Genomic DNA, 23,168 nt, shown 5'->3' with positions numbered 1-23,168 from the left:
CGATAGTTAACTTGATACTTTTAATTCACAGTTTAATCCGCAGTTAATGGCTCTGGTCCCACTGTTGTAGTACGCCTTCCAGTAATGCTGCGGGGGCTGTCCGCTCGGCCGGATGAGACCGCAGCAGCTGGGATAATAGTTTGATCACTTGAGCACTGCTTTCATGATCGGTATCACTCTTTGGGAACAGCCCTTCAGGATCAAACCCCTGACTCTTTTCCAGTACAGAATCCAGAATGCCTGAAGTGATCATCTTGTAAATAAAGACGCCCAGTAACCAGGAATCCTGCGCGCGGCCATCAATCACGGCATGCACCAGACATTCTGGTGGTAACGGGATATCATCCCAGGCAATAGATTCCGGCAAAGTGTTTACAGGCGATTCCGGAACTGGACGTAACTGACCACACCCGGAAAGAGCCATATCCCCGGTCTCTGTATGCTGCAATATATTGGTAGTATTCAGGTTAAGGTAAACCATACCTTTGTTGTGAAAATCAGTAAGAGCGGTTGTAGCAACAATTGCCGCTTGTTTAACCCTGCCAAAATCAGCCCCGCACTGGTCTGCCAACTGTTCTATCGAAAACTCCATCGCACCAAATGCCATAAACCACTGATCCCCGCTGGCACGGGAAAAATATAGTCGTGCTGCTTTTTGGGCAAGCCCGCTTTTTATCAGTAATGCATAACCTGAACGATACTGCTGCATCAGGTCAGGGGGGACCACAGAATTCGGTGAGCTCAAGGCAAAAATTTCACTGCACTCATCACACTCAAAGGCCTGGAACAACAGTACTTTGCCACGATTAATCTCGGAAAGCTGGCTCCGGTCAGAAGCTATGGCTGCTTCCAGGCTGCTTTTGCAGCATTGTTTAAGGTCCGAAAAGGTATAATTCAATGCGGCAACTTCTACATTTCCTGCCGTAGGAAAGGGCTCCACCTGATGCAGGAGAGGGCTCTCATCAGAAGGCTTCGGTACACTGACTAACAATTTCCGGTCAAAGCTGCCTCCATGGCGGCCAATTGTACACTCATAGGCCGAGTCAGCTGAAACATCAAACTGGCCGTTGGGGCAATGATTATCAAGACTCCAGAGCGGATAAATTCGGGGGTCTTCAGTGCTCTCGGGTGTAACAGTTGTTGGCTCTACCTCTTCGCCTTCCTTGCTTGGCTTGATACTCCAGAACAAGGTCGGGCAAACCGGATGGTGCTTTAAATATTCAGGATCCAGACAATCGATCATCCTCGACTGCAAAACCCTGATCGGCCAGTACCAACCAAACCATGCCAGCTCGGGATTATCCGTATACTCATCGGAAACCTCAGGAAACCTGGTAAAGTTCAGAACAGGACTCCCAGCTGCTGTCATTTTTGCCGGAGGGTAATGACTGACCAGTTGGCAGGGCTCATCAAGACGAGCCCCGTACTTGAAAGCTTCATTATAAATAAATAAAAGTTGGTACCAGACACCATCCGGAGGAATAATTGCCAGCACATATCTTTGCCACGGACCTGTATCCATTGTAACGATGGTTTGTTCATCACTACTTTCACCCTCAACATCTTCGAGTATTACTGCTCGACAATCTGGCTCAGCAGCCTGAATGGGTTGACTCAACGTCAATAACTTAAATTCACTGCCTGAAGATATGGCATCATTGAAACTGGTCAGTTTAAAACCCTGCTCCTGACCTGTATCTCCTTCTTCAACCAATCCTATTTGCAGCAGTTCCCACGGAAGAGACTGTATCGTTCGCCCCAGATCCGAACAGGCAACCGGTAGAGATGAGTTGCTATTAATAAAGTCGGGCACTTCTGCCACTTTGAAAGAAAGCAAGATACCGGTGACTTGTGCGGCATGTACTTGTATTACAGTTAAAAGCAAAATCAGCAGAGTTGAGCAACGGAATATCAGTGTGCTTTTCATATGTGATACCTCTGTATGAATAGTCAGGATCAGATATCAAACAGCAGACGAGTGACAGTGAAAGACTATATTTAATACCAGTGCAGGAAACTGGGTCGGGCTCGCATGGCTCTCTTCGGATGAGAGGATAGATCAACGTCATAAAAGGTTAGTCGCTGACAGTATATTTCGCCTTGGATAGTCATTGTTTCGAAAAGTTATAACTATAATCAGAAAGATAAGGACATATTTCACTGCAGGGAATGTTTCAATGCCACAGTCAGGCAAGGTCTCGTCTTCTACTCCAACACAGCTTCATGGCAGTACACCCGCATCCCCCCAGGAACAGGTCCCGCAGGGTAAATGGCAACAGCGCAGGGTAGGGCGGATATTGTCAGGCATTGCCTACTTTTTCCTTCACCCGCATCGCAGCCTGAAATCAGCCTTTGCCAAATTATTTAAACGCAAGGTCAAAACGGTACCGGATGCCGAACCGGTATTTCAGTCCACCCGGCCAGAATCCGGCCGGTTATCGGGATCATTTTCCCGACCTTCTTCTGCGGCCTCGTTTCACCCTGACGTCTTTCCGCCGACATTTGTACCGAGAAAGCGCTCTGTTGACCAGGTTTCCACCACAAGCTCCGGTTCACAGGAACTTTCATTGCAGCATTCATCACAACCAGAATCCCGGCGCAGCTCGGTACGATCAGAAAGTCTGGAAAGCAGGCCACCCTCACAAATCGAGCTGGAACTTGATTTTGTATCTGAGCCGGATGGCATTTTGCCCACACCTGTTTTCCCAACATCTGACTACACCACACCACCACCGACTTTCCAGCCTGTTTCAGCTCAAACGGGGACACTGCCACCAAAACCATCTACGCCGGAGCCTTCTACACCAGAACCCCGGACAACGGTTCAAACCAGTAACACCGTGGCTTCCCGGCAAAACCCAACACCGACGTTGAGACCGGTGGAGATCAAACTGCCAAACGACACGACACCGAGAACACTATCACTACCATTGACGGATGATGCTTCGGAACTGGAAGCGCACATACTGGGTCAACTGGGTGATGATTGGGAAGGATTGCAACTGACTTTTGGCGGTATGCCGGTGAATGCCGGAGCCTTGAAAGAGATGCTGCAGGCAAACCCTGACGGGGTCCCGCAACTGGAAGGAACTGATCCAACAGCCAGCGTATCGCCGGTACAGCATTATGATCAGCAGTCAAATTACCGGGATGCCCAGCTTACACTGCCAGGAAGCTCCGGGCCGTTAGATGTTATTTTGCCTCTGACCGGTAGTGATGCAGATCTGGATACGGCACTACAACAGCAGCTCGGGGAGCGCTGGAACGGCTTGCAACTGTCAATTGGCGGCATGGTCTTCAGTGCTGCCGAATTACGGGAACAAATACTGGCTCATGGCGGTGTTCCTCACCTTACCGCGATTCCGGTTAACCCTCAGCCAATAGCTCCAACACCAGTACCGGAGACTCACAACACACCGGTGACGCCAAGGCCCGAAACACTGTCTCCCTTAACCAATCCAACGGCCAGAACAGAGTCAACGGCAAAAGCTCAACTGACGCCCGGCTTTAACAATATTTCCGGTAACCACTGCTTTGCCAATGCAGGTCTGAAGCAGCTAATCACCGGGCTCAAATTAGAAGATATTGATGTTCTGAGACAAAATGCCCGTATGCTGGCCAAGCCAAAATCAAAGGAAGAAGCCGAGAATCTCGCTAAAGAAAAAGCCCGGGCAGAAGGCGTCAGAGAGGATCAGCTCAGGCATGAAGTTGCAGGAGCAAAGAACGAAACGGTTTCACCGTATAAAGCTGCCGTTACTCGTGCCTTTGCTGATCTGGCAGAAGCCGTATTGCTGGAACGTCAGGGCCGGGGAGATGAAGAAGTTGTTCGACGGACGCATGCAACATTCTTCGAAGCCGTCAAAGCCTTTGGCCAGTCAGATGAGCGTGGTGCCAGAAACTATAAAAAACTATTCCCTGTAAATGGCTCCCAGCCCCAGCAAGACCCGGAGGAAATGTTAACCACGCTCAGTGATTTTATGGGACTGAATCGATTTTATAAAAAATTTGAGCTCTATAAAAAAACCACCAGCCTGGATGGAAGCAAATCCCGGGAAAAGAGTAATGATACAGCACCTTATATGCCGATGGAGGTCCGGGGGCAGAGCCTTCCCCAGTGCTTTGAGGCATCCGTTGAACGGATGGAAGGAGCAAATGCCATCAGATGGGCTGATGACATTGACCGGGATTCCAGCGTCAGTCAGAGATACGGTTATCATGATCCATCCAGCCTGCAGCGAGTTAAAGTGCAAGGCAAAGTATTTGCGATGGATATGTATGGCCGCAGCCGGCGCCTGACTAAAGAAGGGAGGGCATTAATTGAAGGGCTGAAACCAGTTTTTAACTTGCCATTGCTTAATACCACTACCGGCAAACCTGAGTCTATCCCGTTCAGAATCCAGAGTATTGTGGTACATGGCGGCGGTGAATCTGCCAACTCCGGCCATTATGTCACTCTGGAACAGCATGATGGCAAATGGTTTCTGCATAATGACTCAGTCGTTACGGCTCTGAAGGGTGACGTGCATGACTATTTTGCAGAACATAAAAATGCTGTGCCGTATTTGATTGCTATGGATCGGGTGAAATAACCCTACAGCGAAATACACTTGTCGTATAATCTGCATCAAAGTGCGCTTTGAAAAGAATCGGTAAGGTATCAGCTTCTTTTTTGAATTTACTTTCAGGAAAAGCTGTGCAAGACATCGAATTTAGCACTGTAGTTGATGCTTTTGATGGAAAGTCCTTTTCTACTCAGGACTTTATCGACGAATACACCCGGCAGTTTTCAATCAGCTGGCAGAAAATCGTTGCGGAATATGGCGAAGGCGGTAAGGGATCCGGTCGTCATTACAGTGCCAATAGCCGGATAGCTCACTGGCTGGACCAGAAATCAAAAGACGAGCAGCTGGAAAAGCTCGACTATCGCAAGGCGCCGGAGGGCTGGGGTAGCCCAATTATCAGATACTGGGTTGAGAGTCGCAGCCAGTACGGCGGCACCTTCTTTCCTGAAGAACTTGAAAGCAGCGAAACGATAATAGAAGGCGCCCGTAAACAGGTCACTGTTAACCGCTATGAGCGGGACCGTTCTGCCCGTGAGAAGTGTATTGAAAAATGGGGCATTCGCTGTTTTGTTTGCGATTTCGACTTTGAGTCCCGCTACGGTAGCCTGGGTGCCGGCTTCATCCATATTCACCACCTGAAACCCTTATCCGAGATCGGCGAAGCTTACGAGCTTAATCCTGCTGAAGATCTGCGCCCCTTGTGTCCCAACTGCCATGCCATGGTTCACCGCCAGAAACCGGCATTATCGGTTGAAGCGCTGAGGGACAGACTGCAGAATAAGGCGACAGAACAAGAATAAAGCAGGATTAACTGCAGGAGCGTCAGGGTGAGCGATTATAAAATCAGTACCTGTGTCGAGGATATGGATCTCTCCGTTATTCATGAGTTCCTGACCCAGTCCTACTGGGCCAGCGATATACCTCAGGAAACTGTAGAGAAGGCAGTTAAAAACTCTCTCTGCTTTGCCGTTCTTACTACCTCAGGGCGACAGGTCGGGTTTGCCCGGCTGATTACCGACTCGGCTACATTCGCTTATCTGGCCGACGTTTTTATTTTGGAAGCCCACCGGGGACACGGTCTGAGCAAACGACTGATGGAAGCGATTATTTCCCATCCACAGCTACAGGGACTGCGACGTATTACCCTGGCGACCGCTGATGCTCATGGTCTGTATGAGCAGTATGGTTTCAAGCCGCTGGCCCGGCCGGAGACCTTTATGGAAATCTGGGTGCCTGACGTGTATAACCCCGCTTGATCATCATCCCTATACATCAATAACCGACTAAAAACACCCTCTGTAAAAGAGGGTGTCGCTGCATATCAAAATAAGAATTCAATGAAGATAACCACTGAAGACCTTACTGTGACTCTGCCACAGGGGCCTGTTTATACAAGGCAATGGATACCTGCCAACCTGACCATCGATATTCCTTTGATTCTGCTGCACGACTCGCTTGGCAGTGTTGGTTTATGGCGGGATTTTCCGCAACAACTGGCAACAAGCCTCGGTTGTCGGGTTATTGCCTATGACCGGCTGGGATTTGGCCAGTCCGGCGCCAGACAACAACTGCCTTCGCTGAATTTTATCAGTGAAGAAGCTACTGAATACTTCCCGGCCATCAAGCAGCAACTGGGTATTCAGCAGTATGCGCTGCTGGGACATAGTGTTGGCGGCTGTATGGCGATTAATATTGCGGCTCATGACAATGATTGTCAGGCCGTCATTACGCTGGCGGCCCAGGCTTTTGTTGAACCTCTGACAACCAAAGGTATAGCTGAAGGCAGCCAGCTATTTCAGCAACCGCGACAAATGGCGCGACTGGAAAAATGGCATGGCAACAAGGCAGCATGGGTGCTAAACGCATGGACTGGCGTATGGTTATCGCCAGAGTTTGCCGACTGGAGCCTGCAGCCGGTTATTGGCAAGGTACAGTGCCCGGTACTGGCTATTCATGGTGAGCTGGATGAGTACGGTTCCCGGGCCTTTCCCGTATTTATTGCTGGCAATAGCAGCGGGAAGGGGGAGATGTTGCTGTTGCCTGACTGTGGTCATATGCCGCATCGGGAACAAACGGATAAAGTGGTCGCTGCTATCAGTGTCCTCTTGCAAAAAGAAATGCACCTGACGACCTCTCTGGTCAGCAGTTAAGGGTGAATGGATAATGACTCAAGCAGTGATGCCTGAAACAGGCGAGAAACAAGCAGCACAGCATTTTACTGAGCCTTCTGATCCGCGGTTTGATACGCTGGTTAGCGAGTTTGAGCAGGCGGTATTACAAAGCGATTCATTCAGCCTATACAGTAAAAAGTTGCCCTGTACCAAAGAGAAGAGTTATACGGCACTAAAAGCGCTAGAGGGTCAGGATAAGATTGGTCTGATTTTCTATCTGGTACAGCGGGTGAAGGCACTGGAGCCCGAGGACTCGAACTCATATAGCGCTAAAAAAGATCCACGTCATCATTTCAGTTTCTGTCTGTTGCAAGCACTGCTGCGTACCAAAATAGAGTTTCCCGGGAATTTTTCTTTCCTGGCTCTGCTTGATCATTTTTATAGCGGCCTGACTTCCAGATATACATTTATAACGCTCAGCAAAATGCCTCTGGCGGCGTTTGTTGGTCAAATCGAGAAACACATCAAGGCACAAGGTCCCAGCCAACATTTACAGGAGGACCTTCACGCCATACTGGAACACCCGCTGATACGCCCTTATCTGGATACATCAATTACTGATCTGCGCAAGATAACTGGCAGACTCAAGCAGCTATTAGTTGCAACAGGAGGAGATGTTGGCGTTCTGGAGTATGAGTTTTGTGATAGCCCCACCGGGCAGCTGATGTCGGACTCTCTGGCAGATATGACCACAGATCAGAAACAGGACTGGCATCGTCTGTTACATCATCTTGCTGAAGCCAGAGGAATGTGGCCGTCGAGCGATTTTCTGCAAACAAGTCATCAGCTGATTGATAAGTTAGGCGCCAGCAATTTTGAATCAGTTGTCTGTCACTGGCTTGAACGAATCACCGCCATGCCACTAAGAAAAAGAGAAGAAAAGTACGATATTAGTCGAACAGTTGTTTTTTATAGCTGGCTGGAGGAAAGACACAGCTTATTTACTGGTTTGCTATGGAGCATGGACGGATTTGATGATCCAACAACACTGAATATAATCGGGCGCTTTACTGAAAAGTGCTTTCAGAAGAACCCGACCATCGGCTGGAATGCAACTGAAGTCGGTAAAGCGGGTTTATATACGCTGGGTAACTCTCAGAGTCTGGAAGCTGTAGGGCAGCTTTCCTGGTTGAAGATGCGGGTTCGTAGAAACAAAACTCGGGATCAAATTCAGGCGTATATTGACCGGAAAGCCGTTGATAAGGAAGTAACTGCAGCAAGGCTGGAAGAGCAGTCAACCCCAGACTTTGGTTTAACTAATGGTCGCTATACCGAATCCTTCAATGACTACCAGCTGGAACTGTCAGTCACTGGAGTTGGAACGGTGGCCCAGCAATGGATCAAACCGGATGGCAAGTACCAGAAAACCGCTCCGGCCTTTGTTAAAAAGGATGAGGCACTCAGTAAGCAATTGACCGCAATGCGCAGTCTAGCCAAACAGGTCAAACTGGCTTCTACCGCCCAGCGGGACCGGGTTGACCGGCTGTTTACCGAAGATACCGGACGCTCACTGGGCGACTTTGAACGAGACTATCTGAACCACGGGTTGATCTCCACTCTGGCTCGCAAACTGATCTGGATGCTGGACGATACTCCGGCACTGTTTTACGACAAGGGCTGGCAGGATGTGCAGGGTGCATCGCTGTCGCCTGACAAGCAGACGCAGGTGCGGTTATGGCATCCGGTCTTTAGCAGTTCCGAACAAATTATGGCCTGGCGTGACCGGCTTGAGGTCTTGGAAATCCGCCAGCCGCTGAAACAGGCCTACCGGGAAGTCTATTTGCTGACCGATGCCGAGGTAACGACCCGGGTTTATTCCAACCGGATGGCAGCACATATTCTGAAGCAATATCAGTTTAATGCGCTGGCCACACTGCGGGGCTGGAGTTACAGCCTGGTTGGACATTACAACGACAGTAATGAGATCGCTCGTAAATCCTTACCGGAATATGAGCTGGAAGCCTGGTTCTGGACCAACCAGGTACTGGATATCATGGGCAATGACGACGGCGGTTTTTCGCAGTATATCTCAACCGATCAGGTCAGGTTTGTTGATGCTGCAGGCGATCCGGTTGAACTGGCCCGCATTCCGCCACTGGTTTTGTCGGAAGTCATGCGGGATATCGATCTGTTTGTCGGTGTTGCCAGTGTTGGTAATGATCCCGAATGGCAGGATGGTGGTCCCGATGCACCGCGTTACGCCCAAACCTACTGGAACAGTTATTCATTTGGCGAACTCACCGAAATTGCCAAAACCCGCAAGGCGGTACTGGAGCGTTTACTGCCACGACTGAAGCTGAAGACTGTGGCTACGATCGAGGGCCGGTTCCTGCATGTGCAAGGCAAGCGGCACTTGTACAAGATCCATATTGGCAGTGGCAATATTCTGATTGCACCGGATGATCGTTATCTTTGCATCGTACCGGGCCGCAGCAGTGACAAGAAGGCGGCTCAGGTTTTTCTGCCTTTTGAGGGCGATGGCGGGCTTTCGATTGTGCTGTCGAAGGCGTTTCTGCTGATGGATGATGACAAAATCACCGATCCTACCATTTTGCAACAGTTGTAATCGGCTCCAACAAGTTCAGCCTCATATCAGACGGGCTGAACTTGTTATCTGAAAATTAATAAACAATAACTTCTTCTTCGATAATCACTTCTTCATAGACCACATCTTCTTCAATAATGACCTCTTCATAAATGACATCTTCGACAATAACTTCGTCATATCCGCCATCATCGATAACAACGCAGCCACCTAGAAGTAGTAGCCCCAGACCCAGTACAGAAAAACGTAAATAAGACATGCTGAAACTCAAATTAGCCTTGTGTTTATTTTGTGTTAGTTATTCTAGGGGGGAGATGTAGCAGGCTTAAATATTGAAAATGAGAAACAAGATTTCACTAGTGGAAAATAGGATTAACTCTTTAGGATTATTTTTGATTTCAATTAAACATTAATGTCTATTTTATGATGAATTAACTGCAAGCCAGCCTGCGACTTGCAGTATGATGATTCGATAAGAAAATCAGGCGGCTGCTTCAGCATCACCCGTCAGCACTTGAAACGCAGGCATATCATGTAATGCTTCGAAGGCATCTTCACCGGCGACTTCATCCTTGAGGGCAGGTGACAGTTCAATCGCCGTTTCCAGATCCAGAATGGCCGCATCTTCCTGTCCGATGGCAGTCTTGGCGCAGGCGCGCTGCCAGTAGGCCAGGGCATACTCGTTGTCATGCTCGACCGCCTGATCAGCCAGAGATAATGCCCAGCGGGCTTCGCCCAGATCCAGCAGGGAATCGGCTTTATAAGTCAGCGCTTCAACATCATTGGGGTTAATTTCCAGAATCTGGTCGTAAATGCTGATCTGTTCATGCAGGTTGCTCTCAAGCCCGGCCCGCATCCACAGTGAGTGCATCTGGTTAGTCTGGGATATATTCTCCTGGGCCGAAATGATTTCCTCGGAGCGGATGCGCAGCTTCCTTTCCAGTTCATTCAGCCGGGTTTCATATTCCTGGGTCACCTTGGATACCTGGCTCTCAACCTGCTCCTTGATGGTTTCCCGCACTTCACGCAACGACCGCCAACCCAGCAATACCAGGATTGAAGCAGCACCGGTGATAATAAAGAAGATGTTATTGATTGTGTCGGTGGTATATCGCACCGCACGGTCAGAGGCGTCCAGTCTGGCTTCGGCGACCTTGTCGACCAGCTCGGTTCGCATCGCCTGCTGATCCTGTCGCAGCTGTTTCAGCTCATCTAGAATATAACGTTCGATAAAGGGCTTATAGAGCGGCTCATCGATTTCAGCGGCAGTCACAGGAGCCGGAGGCGTTTCAGCATGGGCTGTTGTTAAAACAGTTGTCAGCAGGGTGAGGCACAGCAATGCCAGCACCTGTGCAGATTTTATCAGTCGGGAGAACATAGCCTGTTGTTATCTCTATAAGGTTGAGTACGTTCGATTGCCCACCATATCGCGGCTGAACGGCCGGATAAAGTCTCTTGATAGCAGTTAATTGAACAAAGTATCACTTCAGTGTTTTGTGGCTGATGACGCATCAAAAACCCGGTTTAACAGGTTTGCCAGCCGCCAGGCGGCGGTAACCAGTCGCTGTTCTGCGATCTGTTTACCGACTGCCAGATAGTTATCGGACAGTTGCTGGCCGGGTTTAAGTCCGGAGACTGCAAAATCAGACAACAGTTTCTCGCTTTCCAGCACCCAGACCTTCGGGTCGGTTTCATCCAGTGCCGGTAGATCTTCCAGATTGACCCGTTGCAACAGGGTTTTGCCGTACTGCTCGGCTTGTGCCAGTGCCTGTTGGTCGTTATAACGGACAGAAGGAGCAGCGGTTAAGGCGCTATCCCACAGGTCATGCAAATTGATCAGTTGTTCATGTCCATATTGAACAGGCCTGATTCTGAAAGCTTTATAGCAATGAGCGGCACCATAGGGCCGCTCGGGATCATCATCACAAACATGCAGCGGTTGATGAAGGTCCTGAACCACATGGATCAGCGCCCGCAGCATCAGCGCTTTGGCAAAGCGGCTGGCCTGCGGGTTTTCCAGAGTACGAACAGCCTGTTGAACAATCCAGACTCCATTCTGATTGGCCGGCCCTTCAGCCTGCCCCATTATGGCCTGTTCACGGCTGGCCGTATGCCAGTAAAGGGTGACGCCCAGTCCGGTCTGTTTGATATTATCCAGCCAGGTGGAGGCCACCATAAAATTGTCGGTTTCCGGCTCGGCATCTTTCAGCACATCAAGATAGGTCTGCACCTGTTTCCGGGTTTCAGGTGTCAGCTGCTGCCAGGCAATCCAGCTGCTGGCCATATGACCGGCATCGAACCAGGCCTGAGCCGGTGAGGGCAGGAGGAGTGTGGGCCACAGTAGCAGGGCAATGATCAGGGTTTTCATAGTTAACTGTTATCGGCACGAGTAACACAGGCTTCTGCCTTTTCACGTTAATGTGCTCTCCGTCTCGACCGGCGTTTAACACTCTTCCACTCACCACTCCCGGCAGGCTGAAAATCTTTTTTTGAATCCAGAGGAGGGAAGTCAAGATCATAACCAACAGGTTTGACCGAAGGCGGGGGGATTACAGCTGGAGATGACGATGGAATCAGTGCATGGAAATGTGATCCTGCATTGGTGAAATCCCGATCATTCAAACGGCAGGGATTATAAATCAAGTGAATTGTTGTGACTGGCTTAAACCGACTTCCATTCGGGGACGGATAGAGTTCCTGCAACATCGGCATCAGGTCATGAGCAGTTTGAAGCCATTCCATCAGGCAAAACTTGTGACATATTGTACCTGCGCGACCTGCTTCGTATTCATAAGCATTGACATCAACTTGCAGGAGCACACATATCAGAGGCAATAGGTCACAGTCTCCATAGAAATCAACAGAGTTCTGTTTTGCTCCACATTTGTTAACAGAAAAACTGATAAACCCTTGCTGACAGCGCTTCTGCAGCTGATCCGGGAAACTTGACGTCAGCTGATAGAACTGGCTTTCCAGCTCAGAACGGTGATTTCGATGGTGCAAGGGTAATTTATGTGCTGTCTGGTAGCTGTATATTTTTTTAACCAGGTTATTGATCAACAGAGCCAACTTGGAGCGAAGGGTGGAACCTGTAAGTACAGGTTCGGCTCGAACAGCTTGATTATAGGCAGCAGCAACGGCGTTATAAAAACAGTCTCCGTCCCGAGGCATCATTTTCAGACTGAAGCCTGATGGCATATTTTCACAAAGCCTTTTGTCTGCTTCAGACAGAGCTGCAGTCACTTCACTTTCATCCAGGGCACAGGATGTTGCGGAAACAGGCACAATTTCCCGATGAAGTACCGTACCACTACTGTTTTCCGGCAGCGAAGCTTCAGGTGTGGAGTTGTGGCTGTCAGGATGGCTTGTCGTAGAATGGACCCGCGCATCATCTGTATTTCCGGATGGCAAGCCATCACGTTTTTTTGCGCGTACCCCCTGTAGTTCAGCTTCAAGTTCCAGTATGCGTTCCTGTAACTGCGTATTCTGTGACGCCATCTGCACCACTTTTTCCTTGTATCGGTCTCCGCGACTTCTGGCCTGTCTTATTTCAGCGTCAAAATGTCGTTGTTCAGCCTCAAGTTTGTGCGCAAGCAAGTCAGCCTCTCGTTTAGCTGAGGTATAGGACTGATCCTGATCCCGTAATCTATGTCGGTTATGAGACAGCTCTTCCTCCAGCTCTCTGGCTCGGGCCACAGCACATCCATATTCTCTTTCGCGCTCCTCTTCATTGTGTTTTAGCCGACTGTTTTGAGCTTCGAGCCTTTCATTCTCTCTTGCCAGTATGTCGATTTGAGCCTCAAGCCTTTCATGACTGAGCCTTACTTTTTTGTAATTACCAAGCTTGACGGTTGCTCCTTCCCACTCTCTGCGTCTTTTTCCGGGAACAAAACCTTCTTGCTTTGTTCTCATGCCGCCAGGATCATACCCATAATCCTGATGTGGGTGCAGCGGCAGAGGGAATGTCAGTAATGCATTCAGAATCAGCTCCAGTTGGTCTTCAGAAAGCCTGACCGGTGCTGCTGGATAGCTCTCATCTGCCCAGTAATTGATGTTACTTAACGTGAACAGGGTAGTTTTATTGTTGTATGCCCTGATGGCACTGAATATCAAGCCATTTTCAAGCTCTATCCGATTCTCGCAATCCGCCTCAGTATAAAAATCAAAACAGAGCTGCCAGGGCTCTTTACCAATGGTAAATATGTGATTACTGCGACGACCTGGCTCAAAGCTGAATTCGGTCATACCTCTGAAGTCAAAAACCGGATGCCATGTCATGTGTGAGCTGATGTCGTATCGTGTCCCCGATCTGAAAAGGTGTACATAGGCTATCGAACGATCCAATGCCGGATATTCAAGGCGGTTACTGATTTCGCTTAACGGCATTATTTGTGTATTGACTTGAAGATGGCTCGAAAAAAATTGACACATGACTGATGGCGGCACATTTCTTCGTCCCTCCTTCAGCTTCCTGATGATAGCCCGAACCTGAACAGATGCGTGTTCGGGGGTCTTCCCAAGTGCAAAGGCGAGAGATATTCTGCCCTTTTCTATTGTATTGTCTGCCATACGTCTTTGCCTGGCATGCATGTCGTTAAAGGCGATATCTGATTCACCCCTTCTTGAGCCCGGTGTAGCGGACCAGTACCAATTGATATTCAGTTCTTTTGGCTGCCCATGATGGTGCTCCCTTGCTTTTTGATGCAGGTGAATAGCTTTCGTTATGCCTCCTGTATCCACATAGATATGAATATTTCGGTGAGCTACCGGGCAATCAATATGTCTTCCGGATGCATTCTCTCGCTGCATTTCACCATGGAAAGAAATGCTGCCGAGATGACTGCCGTCTGGAAGCGTGATGGGAGAGGATAAAACCGCATGAACGGCTGGAAGGTATGTATAAAGAAACAAACCTATAACAAGGTAGTTTTTTTTGTATAAAGTGAACCAAAACAAACAATTATTTTTCAATTTTTTTGCATAAAATCAGAACCTATGATTCAAAGATAATATGCCAGTTTTACTGAGTTCACCGGCTTCCTGTTATTTTCGTGTTTGTAATATTTCTTCCTGTAGTGCACTGAGCCCGGAGCTGAAATTCCAGCCCCGGATTTCAGATTAAATCTCACAGTTCCTGCTGAGAGTGTATTGGTTACCAGATCTGAAGCTGATATAGCTAAAACTATCTTCAGAGACCTCCTTGATTTGATAGGCCTCATACAGATCCGGTTTGGTAGTCTTGGCCGGATACTGGCCCTTTTCATCCACAAAACCCCGGGTAGCCGTGAAGTACACCGGAAAGCGTACACCCCAGATGCCGATTTCAGACCAGCTCTCGGTCTCGTCGTCATGGTTGGTCAGGAAATCAATCCGGTAAGTGCCATCCTCATGGCGGTTCACAACCCACTGCTGGCGGGCACCATTAGGGTAGGTTTTGGAGCCACACCACTCTCCCTGCAACATTTCCCGGGCAGCGTTGTTTTTCTGTTCCAGTGATTCCGGTGAGGTTTTCGGCTGCTCACCAGCTTGAGAGGCCAGGCAAACTTCAGCCAATACAACAAAAACCAGCGGTAAATACTTCATTATTACTACTATCTTACCAATATTATTTTACCGACTGCCGGCCCGATCGTATCGACACAATATCTCACATATCAGGAACCCGACCATGAGCCAAAGCCCGTACCGGTTCTCAGCCTTTGTGAACGATCTCAAAAAAATGACGCGGGATACCGCTAATGAGGACGTACTGCTGCAACGGATTGCACCGCTGGCACAAGAGGCTGCGCTGAGTCAGGACTGGCATACCGATCATACCGGTGAACCCGCACCGGAAGAAGACTTTATTCTCAGTCCGTTACATCTTGAAGACGACAATAGCCTCTATATTGTGGCGATTACCTGGCTACCGGGAGCTATCACCCCGGTACACAACCATAATACCTGGGCCGTTGCAGTCGGGGTGGAAGGCTGTGAAACCCATACTTTGTGGGAAATCTCCGGCCAGCCTGAACAGAGAAAAGATCTCGGGCTCAGCAGGGGAAAGGTGATCAGTGTTGGTCGGGGAGACGTACTGACCATGACTTCCCGGGGTATACACTCGGTAGAGAACAGGAGCCAGCAGAATACCGTGTCGTTTCATGTCTATGGAAAAAGCCTGCTCCATACCAACCGGTTACGTTTTTTTCCCGAAACCAACACTGCCGGGCCTTACTATTGATTTGTTTGTATTAATCGATGCAGAGCGTCGGCTCGGCCTGACCATTGGAAACATAGGTGCGGCAGCCAAATTGATGGGTCGTCGCCGTACATTGCCCGCTAACTCTGTCGCCCGGTCTGACATTACCCGCAACAGTACATGAAACCTGACACTGGCTGCTGTCAGTACATGACTTACCCGCATCGGAAGCAGGCAGAATACAGGTAAACCGCTGTAACTTACCTACTTTCTGCCAGTTGCCACCATGCTGTTCACAAGCAGCCTTTGTTGTAAGCAATTGCGCCTGTTCAACCAGGCTTAGCCCGGAGGGTAGGGCCTGTTTTGAACTGCTGTTGGCTGTATTGATATGACTGCAAGCTGTGAGTGTGATAATCGCAAGGCTGATGCTTAAAGCTTTGAGCATTTGTTTTGGTCCGGTAATTTAATTCTGAGATCACGGCATATTCTATTTTGACTGTTTCTACATGCAACCAGAGTCGGTTATCTCTTTTGTTTCTACCTTTATTTCTGTCTTTTAACTCTGCCTCGGCCGCTCCATAATAACCCCGAAAAAAAAGACGATATCAAGCGGGGACGCCATGCTGCATGAAACCATTTTGCGGGTCAGGGATGAAAATGCCCTGGGCAATATCAGTCATGAACTGCAACTGCGGTTTGACCGGGTAGAAGTCACGGCCAGAGATATTATTACCGAGCGGGTACTGCAGGAAGTGGTCGCCTATAACAACCGGGCTCAGCAGCAGAAACAATATGCCTCCCATACGCTGGTGGCCCCTAGGGCAGAAGAAACCCTGCTGAACGGAACAGGCAAAAAATACCAGGAGAGGCCTCAGGTTAACGCCGAACGACAGATCGATATTGCTGTTGAGGCGTTTCACAGCAACGGTTTCTTTATGCTGGTTGATAACGAACAGATCGAGGATATCGATCAGCGGGTCATGATTACGCCGGAAACCGTAGTCAGCTTTATCAAACTGACACCGCTGGTGGGTGGTTAAGCTTTAGTTCGGGGGAATTACCATGCTGGAAAAACTGATCATGCGTCTGACTGGCGGCAAGGAAGAGGTCGCCAAAGTAGCAGAACCACTGGATGAACGTTTTGATAGGCTTGTTGCCGAAATCGAGCAGTTCATTCTGCAGGAAAAGCGGCATATCTGGCCTGGAAGCCGGTTGCCTTTTAACCAGTCACCCGCCTATGCCACTCTCAAGGCCCTGAAAGGGCAAGATAAGGTTGATCTGGTGATCTACCTTGCCCTGCGCTGCAATGCGTTGGAAAAACCGGAGCAAGATCTATCCTGGTACCATCAGGATCCCCGGTATCAATTCAGCTGTTCCCTGCTTGATGCCATTATGCGCACAAAGCTCTCATTCCCGGAGAATTTTTCCTTTTTATCACTGTTTGACCTGTTTTACGGCCATTATGACCATAAGAATCCACGGGCTTCATTGGGACTAAGGCCATTTACGGCACTGGTCAGCCAGATAGAAAAGCATGCCAAAGCACAGGGTTTCAGTGATCAGCTGCAAAGCGATATTAATATCATCCTTGAGCATCCGCTGACACGTCCCTGGCTGGAAGGGGGACGTAATCACTATGGGCCTGATGTGGGCAAAGCGGCAGGCAAACTGCAACGGCTGCTGAACGAAGCCGGAGGTGATATCCAGGTTCCGGAGTATGATTTCGGGATTGGCCGGATGGGATGGATCATCAAGACTTCGCTGCAGGACTGTGCAGGAGAGCAACGTGACCACTGGAATCAATTGTTTCATCATTTGAGCACGGCCAATGGCAGCAAGCCTTCGAAAAAGTTTATGGATACCAGCCGGACACTGACTGATGCTATCGGTACCCGGGAATTCAAAACCTCTTCACAGCACTGGATGAAGCAGGCGCTGGAACTGACTATCGAAGAAATTGAGAACACAATTAATAACGGTATTCACCGTTATACCTATACCGTCCATGCCTGGGTCGAAGACGAAAGCCATAACCTGATGAAAGGTCTGTTATGGAGCCTGGGGCGGTTTCATGACAGTGCAACACTGAGTCTGATGGCCCGCTTTACCGAGAAATGTTTCCAGAAAATACCCGGTCATGGACCTGCTGCAGCTGCTGTTGGTAATGCCGGCATCTATACCCTGGCTCATACCAAAGGGTTGGACGGCATCAGCCACCTATCACGACTGAAGCTGCGGATTCGCCAGAGCAATACTCAAAAGCTGATTCAGAAATATATTGATGAACAGGCCGTACGACAGGGCATAACTCCGGCACAGGTGGAAGAGCTGGCGGCACCGGACTTTGGCCTGACACTGGGTTGCCGGACAGAAGCCTTCAAGGATTATCAGCTGGTGCTGACCGTCACCAGTGTTGGCACCGTTGAACAGCAGTGGCTTAAACCCGATGGCAAACCCCAGAAAACCGTTCCGGCTTTTGTCCGGGAAAGCAGTCCGCTCAGCGACAAGCTGAAAAAAATGCGGGAGCTGGTGAAACAGATCAAACAGGCGTCCACTACCCAGCGGGACCGGATTGACCGGCTGTTTACCGAGGATATGAGCTGGTCACTGGCCGATTTCGAGCGTTATTACCTGAATCATGGTCTGGTATCGACGATCGCAAGAAAGCTGATCTGGACGCTCGATGACACACCGGCACTGTTTGTCGACAACAGCTGGCAGGATGTTAACGGCAATGTACTGACAGTTAATGCTGAAACCTGCATCAGGCTCTGGCATCCGGTTGCCAGCACCGCGGAGCAGACCCTGGCCTGGCGTGACCGGCTGGAACAGCTGGAGATTCGCCAGCCACTGAAACAGGCTTACCGGGAAGTCTACCTGCTGACTGATGCTGAAGTGACCACCCGCATCTATTCCAACCGGATGGCAGCCCATATTCTGAAACAGCACCAGTTTAATTCACTGGCCGCGCTGCGTGGCTGGCGCTATTCACTGCTGGGTGCTTACGATGATGGCCGTGATGGTGAAATTGCCTGCAAACCGCTACCGGCTTTCGGGTTGGAAGCCCAGTTCTGGATTAACGAGATTCTGGACGATAACGACAGCTTTAACGATGCCGGGATCTGGTATTACGTCGCTACCGATCAGGTGCGGTTTATTGATAACGATGGCGAGCCCGTTGAGTTGGCGCAGATACCGGCACTGGCATTGTCGGAAATAATGCGTGATGTTGATCTGTTTGTCGGTGTGGCCAGTGTCGGCAATGACCCCATGTGGCAGGATGGTGGTCCGGATGCCCGACCTGATTATCGCGACTACTGGCACAGCTACTCTTTTGGTGATCTCACTGAAATTGCCAAAACCCGCAAGGCAGTGCTGGAGCGGTTATTGCCAAGGCTGAAGCTGAAGAAGGTTGCGACTATCGACGGCAAGTTCCTGAAAGTGCAGGGCAAGCGTCATCTGTACAAGATTCATATCGGCAGTGGCAATATCCTGATAGCACCTAACGATCGCTATTTGTGTATTGTGCCGGGACGAGGCAAGGACAAGAAGATTGATCAGGTATTCCTGCCGTTTGAAGGGGATGCCGGGCTTTCAATTGTGCTGTCGAAAGCGTTTCTGCTGATGGATGATGACAAGATTAAAGATAAAACCATTCTGCAACAGCTGTAAGTCATCAGCTGGATATTTCGTGCGCCCGGGGCGACGCACGAAATAAAAGGGCTATTACAGAAGGATTAGACTCAGGCTTCGGAAACTTTTGGATTCTTCATCACTGAATCCTGTTCCTCAACTTTATCCTCTGCGTTGTATTTAACCCCTTCCTCTTCATCCTGCAGGCCTTTGACCAGCGCTACACACATAATCAGCAGTACGACCGAGAAGGGTAGCGCAGCTGCAATGGTTGCTGTTTGCAAGGCTTGCAGACCACCTACCAGTAACAGTGCCGCCGCAGCTATACCCAGGGTCAGGCCCCAGAAGATTCGGAACCGGCGTGGCGGGTTTTTGTCGCCCATAGACAGCACGGTGCAGATAACCAGGGTGCCGGAATCAGCAGAGGTCACAAACCAGGTGATAATCATCAGTGTGGCCAGCGCTGCCATCGGTACCGTGAGTGATTCAACACCCAGAGCTTCAATGGTCTGGTACAGGGCCAGTGTCATATCATTTTTAACCGCCTCAATAATGCCGCCATTACCGTACAGTTCGATATGCAGGGCGGTACCACCGAAGATGGTGATCCACAGGAAGCCGGCCAGCGGCGGAATAATCAATGCACTGAGCAGGAACTGACGAATGGTACGACCACGGGAGATACGGGCGATAAACATACCTACCATCGGGCCCCAAGACAGCCACCATCCCCAATAGAAGATGGTCCACCAACCCTGCCAGCCACGCTCGGAGTTGGGATCAGTCCAGAAACCCATGGGAATCAGATTCCACATATAGTCACCGATACTGGTCACAAACAGCCCCAGCAGGAACACGGTGGGTCCAGCCAGCAGGAAGAAACCAATCAGAATCACACTGATACGGATATTCCAGACGCTCAGCAGGCGAATGCCTTTTTCTACCCCGGAAACAGCCGACAGGGTACCGACAATGGAGATCACCGCAATCAGGATAATCTGGGTTGTTGTCGATATCTCGATACCAAACAGGTAATTCAACCCGGCATTCATCTGGGCAACACCCAGACCCAGGGTTGTAGCTGTGCCGAACAGGGTACTGAAAATAGCCAGCAGATCGACCGCATGTCCCATCGGGCCATAGATACGATCACCAAAGATCGGATACAGGCCGGATCTGACGGTCAGCGGCAGACCGCGACGATAGGCGAAGTAAGCCAGAATCAGACCAACGATAATATAGATTGCCCAGCCATGAAGTCCCCAGTGGAACAGGGAAATACGCAGTGCAATCTGGGCCGCTTCGGCGGTACCGGTTTCAACCCCGGCCATCTCCATAAACGGATTGCCCTGATAGTGAGCGATCGGCTCGGCAATACTCCAGAACAGAATACCCACCCCGATAGCACAGCTGAACAGCATGGCGAACCAGGTAAAGAAGGAGAATTCCGGCTTTTCATCATCGGCCCCGAGTTTAATCCGGCCAAACCGGCTCAGCGCGACCCATACTGAAAAGAACAACACTACACTGACGACAGTGATGTAGTACCAGTTAAGCGTGCTCTGAATCCAGTTCTTGATATCGGTGTAGATACCGTTTGCCAGGTCTACATTCAGCACGGTGAACAGCACGAAAGCCAGAATCATGGCCTTCGAAGCTATCCCCATACCGGGATGTATACCACTTAATAGCCCGGAACGGGCCAACATCTTGCTGGGTTGCATCTCTGTGCTCCCTCTTGTTGTTTTTCTAAGACACCAAATCGTTGTTGTTTTTATGTTTTGAGGACATTTCAGTCAACGACGGTATTATGGTATACCATAATATGTCGGACATAAACACGCTTGGCAATGATCGCAGGTAAATTCATTCCGTAAAGGTCAGGGGCGTTATCAGCCCGGCAGTCCTTCCATAATCGCTACCCGGGCAGTAGCCGCACCCTGGCGCAGCTTGCACGCAGCTTGATATTCATCCGAGTGATAGCAGTCCAGCGCCTTCTGATAGCTGTCGAATTCAAGCACCACCATACGGTCGGGTTGAGAATCAAAACCTTCCAGCGGGGTTATGTTTTCACTGCCTCTGGCAAGCATACGGGCGCCGTAGCGGGCCAGCACCTGTGGGGCGGCATCAAGATAGTGCTGATATCCCTGTGCATCATGAATATCAACAAAGGCAATCCAGTAACCTTTCATATTTTCTACTTATTGTCTTATGGTATACCATATTATCATAATCCCATGTTCGTATGATCTCCAGCGTCATTCGATCCGGAAAGGTTGAAAAAATAAGACATAACTAAAACAAGACGACGTGATTCAGATGAAATTCAACAGCAGTAAAGAAATCATCAGTGATATTCAGGCCGGCCGAATGGTGATTCTGGTCGATGATGAAGACCGGGAGAATGAAGGGGATCTGGTGATGGCGGCAGAGGCTGTCACCCCTGAAGCAATTAACTTTATGGCAACCCACGCCCGCGGGCTGGTCTGCCTCACCCTGGATGAGTCCATCTGTAATCAGTTAAAACTGCCTCTGATGGTGCCGGATAATGGCTGTGCCTACGGTACTGCCTTCACCGTATCGATTGATGGTGCCAACAATGTCACCACCGGTATTTCTGCGGCCGATCGGGCTGAAACCATCCGTGCAGCAATCGCTACGGATGCCAGACCGGAAGATCTGGTGCAGCCGGGTCATATTTTTCCTCTGAAAGCCCGCAATGGTGGTGTACTGACACGTGCCGGTCATACTGAAGCCGGCTGTGATCTGGCAGCACTGGCCGGTTTTCGTCCGTCTGCAGTGATTGTCGAAATTATGAACGACGATGGAACAATGGCCAGACGACCGGATCTGGAAAAATTTGCCCAACAGCATGAGCTAAAGATTGGCTCGATTGCAGACCTGATCCAGTACCGGCTGGCAACTGAAAGCACGGTAACCCATACCGGCGAACAGCAGCTGGATACTTGCCATGGTCGCTTTACCATGACCACCTATCAGGACAAGCTTGATGATACGGTGCATATTGCACTGTCGATGGGCGATCTGACCGAAGATACACCGGTACTGACCCGGGTCCATGTGATTGACCCACTGCGTGATCTGATCGGTGCCGAATACAATGGCCCCCGCAACTGGAGCCTGTGGGCGGCACTGGAAGAGGTCGCAAAAGAGGGCCGGGGAGTGGTGATTGCGCTGGGCAATACCGATACTGCTGCCAGCCTGTTACAGCGGGCACCGCAACTGAGTCAGCAGAAAGAAGTCAGGAAAATGGTGTTTGCCGAGGTCGGCACCGGAGCCCAGATTTTGCAGGATCTGGGAGTTAACCGTATCCGTCATATGGGGCCGAACTGGAAGTTTACCGGGCTGGAAGGTTACGGTATCGAAGTCGTAGAGACAGTGCCGTTTACAGAGTCTTTAGAAGCAGAAACAGCCTGCATAGCCTGAGGTGGCAGACAGGCAGAGCCATCCTGCTGTGCCTGTCTTTATAATTCAAAGTAATCAGTGCGCGAAATGCACGGTACCTTCCTGCGAGCATCCCAGATACATACCGAATGAGCTCTTGTTGTACTCGGCGATATAACGCTGCAGGATATCCTTGATCGCCGGGTAGAAAATATTCTCCCAGGGGATCTCTTCCGGTGCCAGCAGTCTGGCTTCGGCAGTTTCCGGGCCCGGCTGGTCGGTAAACTCCAGCAGTCTGGCGCGGAACATAATGTAGACTTCATCAATCTGGGGCACGCTGAACAGCGAGTAGGGGGCGACAATTTCCACCCGGGCGCCGGTTTCTTCCCAGACTTCCCGTACGGCGGCCTCTTCAACGGTTTCACCACATTCCATAAAACCGGCAGGCAGGGTCCAGGAGCCGGGACGAGGGTTGATTGCACGCTGACACATCAGGAATTTTCCTTCGTGCTCGACAATGCAGCCGGCAATCATTTTGGGGTTATGATAAAAGACTTTGTCACACTCACCACAGAACATTCTATAGTGGGTATCATGCCCCTGTAAGCGGCGTTCCAGGCGGGAACTGCCACACTCAGAACAGTATTTCATTATTATCTCTTATTCCGGTGCGG

The 23,168-nt window shown here is 49.9% G+C and carries 19 protein-coding genes; 9 read left to right on the top strand and 10 right to left on the bottom strand.

Features of this window, described 5'->3' with window-relative positions:
* Window positions 1-43: 43 nt before the first annotated feature.
* Window positions 44-1,927 carry a protein kinase family protein gene (locus ACYZZ0_RS02755; RefSeq protein ID WP_461535043.1) on the bottom strand — a complete coding sequence of 628 codons (1,884 nt, stop codon included), beginning with the start codon at window positions 1,925-1,927 and terminating at the stop codon, window positions 44-46.
* 250 nt (window positions 1,928-2,177) lie between these two features.
* On the opposite strand from ACYZZ0_RS02755, the gene ACYZZ0_RS02750 reads away from it, so the two are divergent.
* The 5 genes from ACYZZ0_RS02750 to ACYZZ0_RS02730 all read left to right on the top strand — a co-directional run bounded on the left by ACYZZ0_RS02750 (window position 2,178) and on the right by ACYZZ0_RS02730 (window position 9,299).
* Entirely contained in the window at window positions 2,178-4,589 is a 2,412-nt protein-coding gene (locus ACYZZ0_RS02750) for a hypothetical protein (protein ID WP_461535042.1), read from the top strand.
* Between the two features lie 104 nt (window positions 4,590-4,693).
* Complete coding sequence (locus tag ACYZZ0_RS02745; RefSeq protein WP_461535041.1) at window positions 4,694-5,362, top strand: HNH endonuclease; 669 nt, start codon at window positions 4,694-4,696, stop codon at window positions 5,360-5,362.
* 27 nt (window positions 5,363-5,389) lie between these two features.
* On the top strand, window positions 5,390-5,818 hold the full coding sequence (locus ACYZZ0_RS02740; protein ID WP_461535040.1) for a GNAT family N-acetyltransferase: 429 nt from the start codon (window positions 5,390-5,392) through the stop codon (window positions 5,816-5,818).
* A gap of 81 nt (window positions 5,819-5,899) precedes the next feature.
* Window positions 5,900-6,712, top strand: coding sequence for an alpha/beta fold hydrolase (locus tag ACYZZ0_RS02735; RefSeq protein WP_461535039.1), 813 nt, complete (start codon window positions 5,900-5,902; stop codon window positions 6,710-6,712).
* Between the two features lie 13 nt (window positions 6,713-6,725).
* Window positions 6,726-9,299 (top strand): DUF4132 domain-containing protein, encoded by a 2,574-nt coding sequence (locus ACYZZ0_RS02730; protein ID WP_461535038.1) that lies wholly within the window; start codon window positions 6,726-6,728, stop codon window positions 9,297-9,299.
* Window positions 9,300-9,354: 55 nt separating this feature from the next.
* On the opposite strand, the gene ACYZZ0_RS02725 is transcribed toward ACYZZ0_RS02730, so the two are convergent.
* From ACYZZ0_RS02725 to ACYZZ0_RS02705, 5 genes are all read right to left on the bottom strand, one after another.
* Window positions 9,355-9,537, bottom strand: coding sequence for a hypothetical protein (locus ACYZZ0_RS02725; protein WP_461535037.1), 183 nt, complete (start codon window positions 9,535-9,537; stop codon window positions 9,355-9,357).
* A gap of 222 nt (window positions 9,538-9,759) precedes the next feature.
* Entirely contained in the window at window positions 9,760-10,656 is an 897-nt protein-coding gene (locus ACYZZ0_RS02720; protein ID WP_461535036.1) for a tetratricopeptide repeat protein, read from the bottom strand.
* A gap of 108 nt (window positions 10,657-10,764) precedes the next feature.
* Window positions 10,765-11,646, bottom strand: a complete 882-nt coding sequence (locus tag ACYZZ0_RS02715; protein ID WP_461535035.1) for a S1/P1 nuclease — start codon at window positions 11,644-11,646, stop codon at window positions 10,765-10,767.
* A 47-nt stretch (window positions 11,647-11,693) separates the two neighbouring features.
* Window positions 11,694-13,556 (bottom strand): hypothetical protein, encoded by a 1,863-nt coding sequence (locus ACYZZ0_RS02710; protein ID WP_461535034.1) that lies wholly within the window; start codon window positions 13,554-13,556, stop codon window positions 11,694-11,696.
* Between the two features lie 840 nt (window positions 13,557-14,396).
* Window positions 14,397-14,861, bottom strand: a complete 465-nt coding sequence (locus tag ACYZZ0_RS02705; protein ID WP_461535033.1) for a hypothetical protein — start codon at window positions 14,859-14,861, stop codon at window positions 14,397-14,399.
* 85 nt (window positions 14,862-14,946) lie between these two features.
* Here ACYZZ0_RS02705 and ACYZZ0_RS02700 point away from each other — a divergent pair, with 85 nt between their 5' ends.
* Complete coding sequence (locus ACYZZ0_RS02700) at window positions 14,947-15,498, top strand: cysteine dioxygenase family protein (protein ID WP_461535032.1); 552 nt, start codon at window positions 14,947-14,949, stop codon at window positions 15,496-15,498.
* A gap of 10 nt (window positions 15,499-15,508) precedes the next feature.
* Here ACYZZ0_RS02700 and ACYZZ0_RS02695 read toward each other — a convergent pair whose 3' ends face one another.
* Window positions 15,509-15,901, bottom strand: a complete 393-nt coding sequence (locus tag ACYZZ0_RS02695) for a hypothetical protein (protein WP_461535031.1) — start codon at window positions 15,899-15,901, stop codon at window positions 15,509-15,511.
* Window positions 15,902-16,076: 175 nt separating this feature from the next.
* Here ACYZZ0_RS02695 and ACYZZ0_RS02690 point away from each other — a divergent pair, with 175 nt between their 5' ends.
* Both ACYZZ0_RS02690 and ACYZZ0_RS02685 read left to right on the top strand, forming a co-directional pair.
* Window positions 16,077-16,496, top strand: a complete 420-nt coding sequence (locus tag ACYZZ0_RS02690; RefSeq protein ID WP_461535030.1) for a hypothetical protein — start codon at window positions 16,077-16,079, stop codon at window positions 16,494-16,496.
* Window positions 16,497-16,518: 22 nt separating this feature from the next.
* Complete coding sequence (locus ACYZZ0_RS02685) at window positions 16,519-19,128, top strand: DUF4132 domain-containing protein (RefSeq protein ID WP_461535029.1); 2,610 nt, start codon at window positions 16,519-16,521, stop codon at window positions 19,126-19,128.
* A 71-nt stretch (window positions 19,129-19,199) separates the two neighbouring features.
* Here ACYZZ0_RS02685 and ACYZZ0_RS02680 read toward each other — a convergent pair whose 3' ends face one another.
* Window positions 19,200-20,813 carry a BCCT family transporter gene (locus ACYZZ0_RS02680; protein WP_461535028.1) on the bottom strand — a complete coding sequence of 538 codons (1,614 nt, stop codon included), beginning with the start codon at window positions 20,811-20,813 and terminating at the stop codon, window positions 19,200-19,202.
* A gap of 168 nt (window positions 20,814-20,981) precedes the next feature.
* On the bottom strand, window positions 20,982-21,281 hold the full coding sequence (locus ACYZZ0_RS02675) for a DUF1330 domain-containing protein (protein WP_461535027.1): 300 nt from the start codon (window positions 21,279-21,281) through the stop codon (window positions 20,982-20,984).
* A 127-nt stretch (window positions 21,282-21,408) separates the two neighbouring features.
* Between ACYZZ0_RS02675 and ribBA the strand changes: the two genes are divergently transcribed.
* Window positions 21,409-22,536, top strand: coding sequence for a bifunctional 3,4-dihydroxy-2-butanone-4-phosphate synthase/GTP cyclohydrolase II (ribBA, locus tag ACYZZ0_RS02670; RefSeq protein ID WP_461535026.1), 1,128 nt, complete (start codon window positions 21,409-21,411; stop codon window positions 22,534-22,536).
* 54 nt (window positions 22,537-22,590) lie between these two features.
* On the opposite strand, the gene ACYZZ0_RS02665 is transcribed toward ribBA, so the two are convergent.
* Window positions 22,591-23,145 (bottom strand): NUDIX hydrolase, encoded by a 555-nt coding sequence (locus ACYZZ0_RS02665; RefSeq protein WP_461535025.1) that lies wholly within the window; start codon window positions 23,143-23,145, stop codon window positions 22,591-22,593.
* Window positions 23,146-23,168 lie beyond the last annotated feature (23 nt).

It is taken from the genome of Spongorhabdus nitratireducens, assembly GCA_947387575.1.
Lineage (GTDB): Bacteria > Pseudomonadota > Gammaproteobacteria > Pseudomonadales > Endozoicomonadaceae > CANDOC01.
This window is presented reverse-complemented; position numbering and strand designations above follow the sequence as displayed.

What these genes read in the sequence shown, in the direction of transcription:
- ACYZZ0_RS02755 (WP_461535043.1), bottom strand. Translation starts at nt 1,927, where the DNA reads ATGAAAAGCACACTGATATTCCGTTGCTCAACTCTGCTGATTTTGCTT.
- ACYZZ0_RS02750 (WP_461535042.1), top strand. Translation starts at nt 2,178, where the DNA reads ATGCCACAGTCAGGCAAGGTCTCGTCTTCTACTCCAACACAGCTTCAT.
- ACYZZ0_RS02735 (WP_461535039.1), top strand. Translation starts at nt 5,900, where the DNA reads ATGAAGATAACCACTGAAGACCTTACTGTGACTCTGCCACAGGGGCCT.
- ACYZZ0_RS02730 (WP_461535038.1), top strand. Translation starts at nt 6,726, where the DNA reads ATGACTCAAGCAGTGATGCCTGAAACAGGCGAGAAACAAGCAGCACAG.
- ACYZZ0_RS02725 (WP_461535037.1), bottom strand. Translation starts at nt 9,537, where the DNA reads ATGTCTTATTTACGTTTTTCTGTACTGGGTCTGGGGCTACTACTTCTA.
- ACYZZ0_RS02720 (WP_461535036.1), bottom strand. Translation starts at nt 10,656, where the DNA reads ATGTTCTCCCGACTGATAAAATCTGCACAGGTGCTGGCATTGCTGTGC.
- ACYZZ0_RS02715 (WP_461535035.1), bottom strand. Translation starts at nt 11,646, where the DNA reads ATGAAAACCCTGATCATTGCCCTGCTACTGTGGCCCACACTCCTCCTG.
- ACYZZ0_RS02710 (WP_461535034.1), bottom strand. Translation starts at nt 13,556, where the DNA reads ATGACATGGCATCCGGTTTTTGACTTCAGAGGTATGACCGAATTCAGC.
- ACYZZ0_RS02705 (WP_461535033.1), bottom strand. Translation starts at nt 14,861, where the DNA reads ATGAAGTATTTACCGCTGGTTTTTGTTGTATTGGCTGAAGTTTGCCTG.
- ACYZZ0_RS02700 (WP_461535032.1), top strand. Translation starts at nt 14,947, where the DNA reads ATGAGCCAAAGCCCGTACCGGTTCTCAGCCTTTGTGAACGATCTCAAA.
- ACYZZ0_RS02695 (WP_461535031.1), bottom strand. Translation starts at nt 15,901, where the DNA reads ATGCTCAAAGCTTTAAGCATCAGCCTTGCGATTATCACACTCACAGCT.
- ACYZZ0_RS02690 (WP_461535030.1), top strand. Translation starts at nt 16,077, where the DNA reads ATGCTGCATGAAACCATTTTGCGGGTCAGGGATGAAAATGCCCTGGGC.
- ACYZZ0_RS02685 (WP_461535029.1), top strand. Translation starts at nt 16,519, where the DNA reads ATGCTGGAAAAACTGATCATGCGTCTGACTGGCGGCAAGGAAGAGGTC.
- ACYZZ0_RS02680 (WP_461535028.1), bottom strand. Translation starts at nt 20,813, where the DNA reads ATGCAACCCAGCAAGATGTTGGCCCGTTCCGGGCTATTAAGTGGTATA.
- ACYZZ0_RS02675 (WP_461535027.1), bottom strand. Translation starts at nt 21,281, where the DNA reads ATGAAAGGTTACTGGATTGCCTTTGTTGATATTCATGATGCACAGGGA.
- ribBA (WP_461535026.1), top strand. Translation starts at nt 21,409, where the DNA reads ATGAAATTCAACAGCAGTAAAGAAATCATCAGTGATATTCAGGCCGGC.
- ACYZZ0_RS02665 (WP_461535025.1), bottom strand. Translation starts at nt 23,145, where the DNA reads ATGAAATACTGTTCTGAGTGTGGCAGTTCCCGCCTGGAACGCCGCTTA.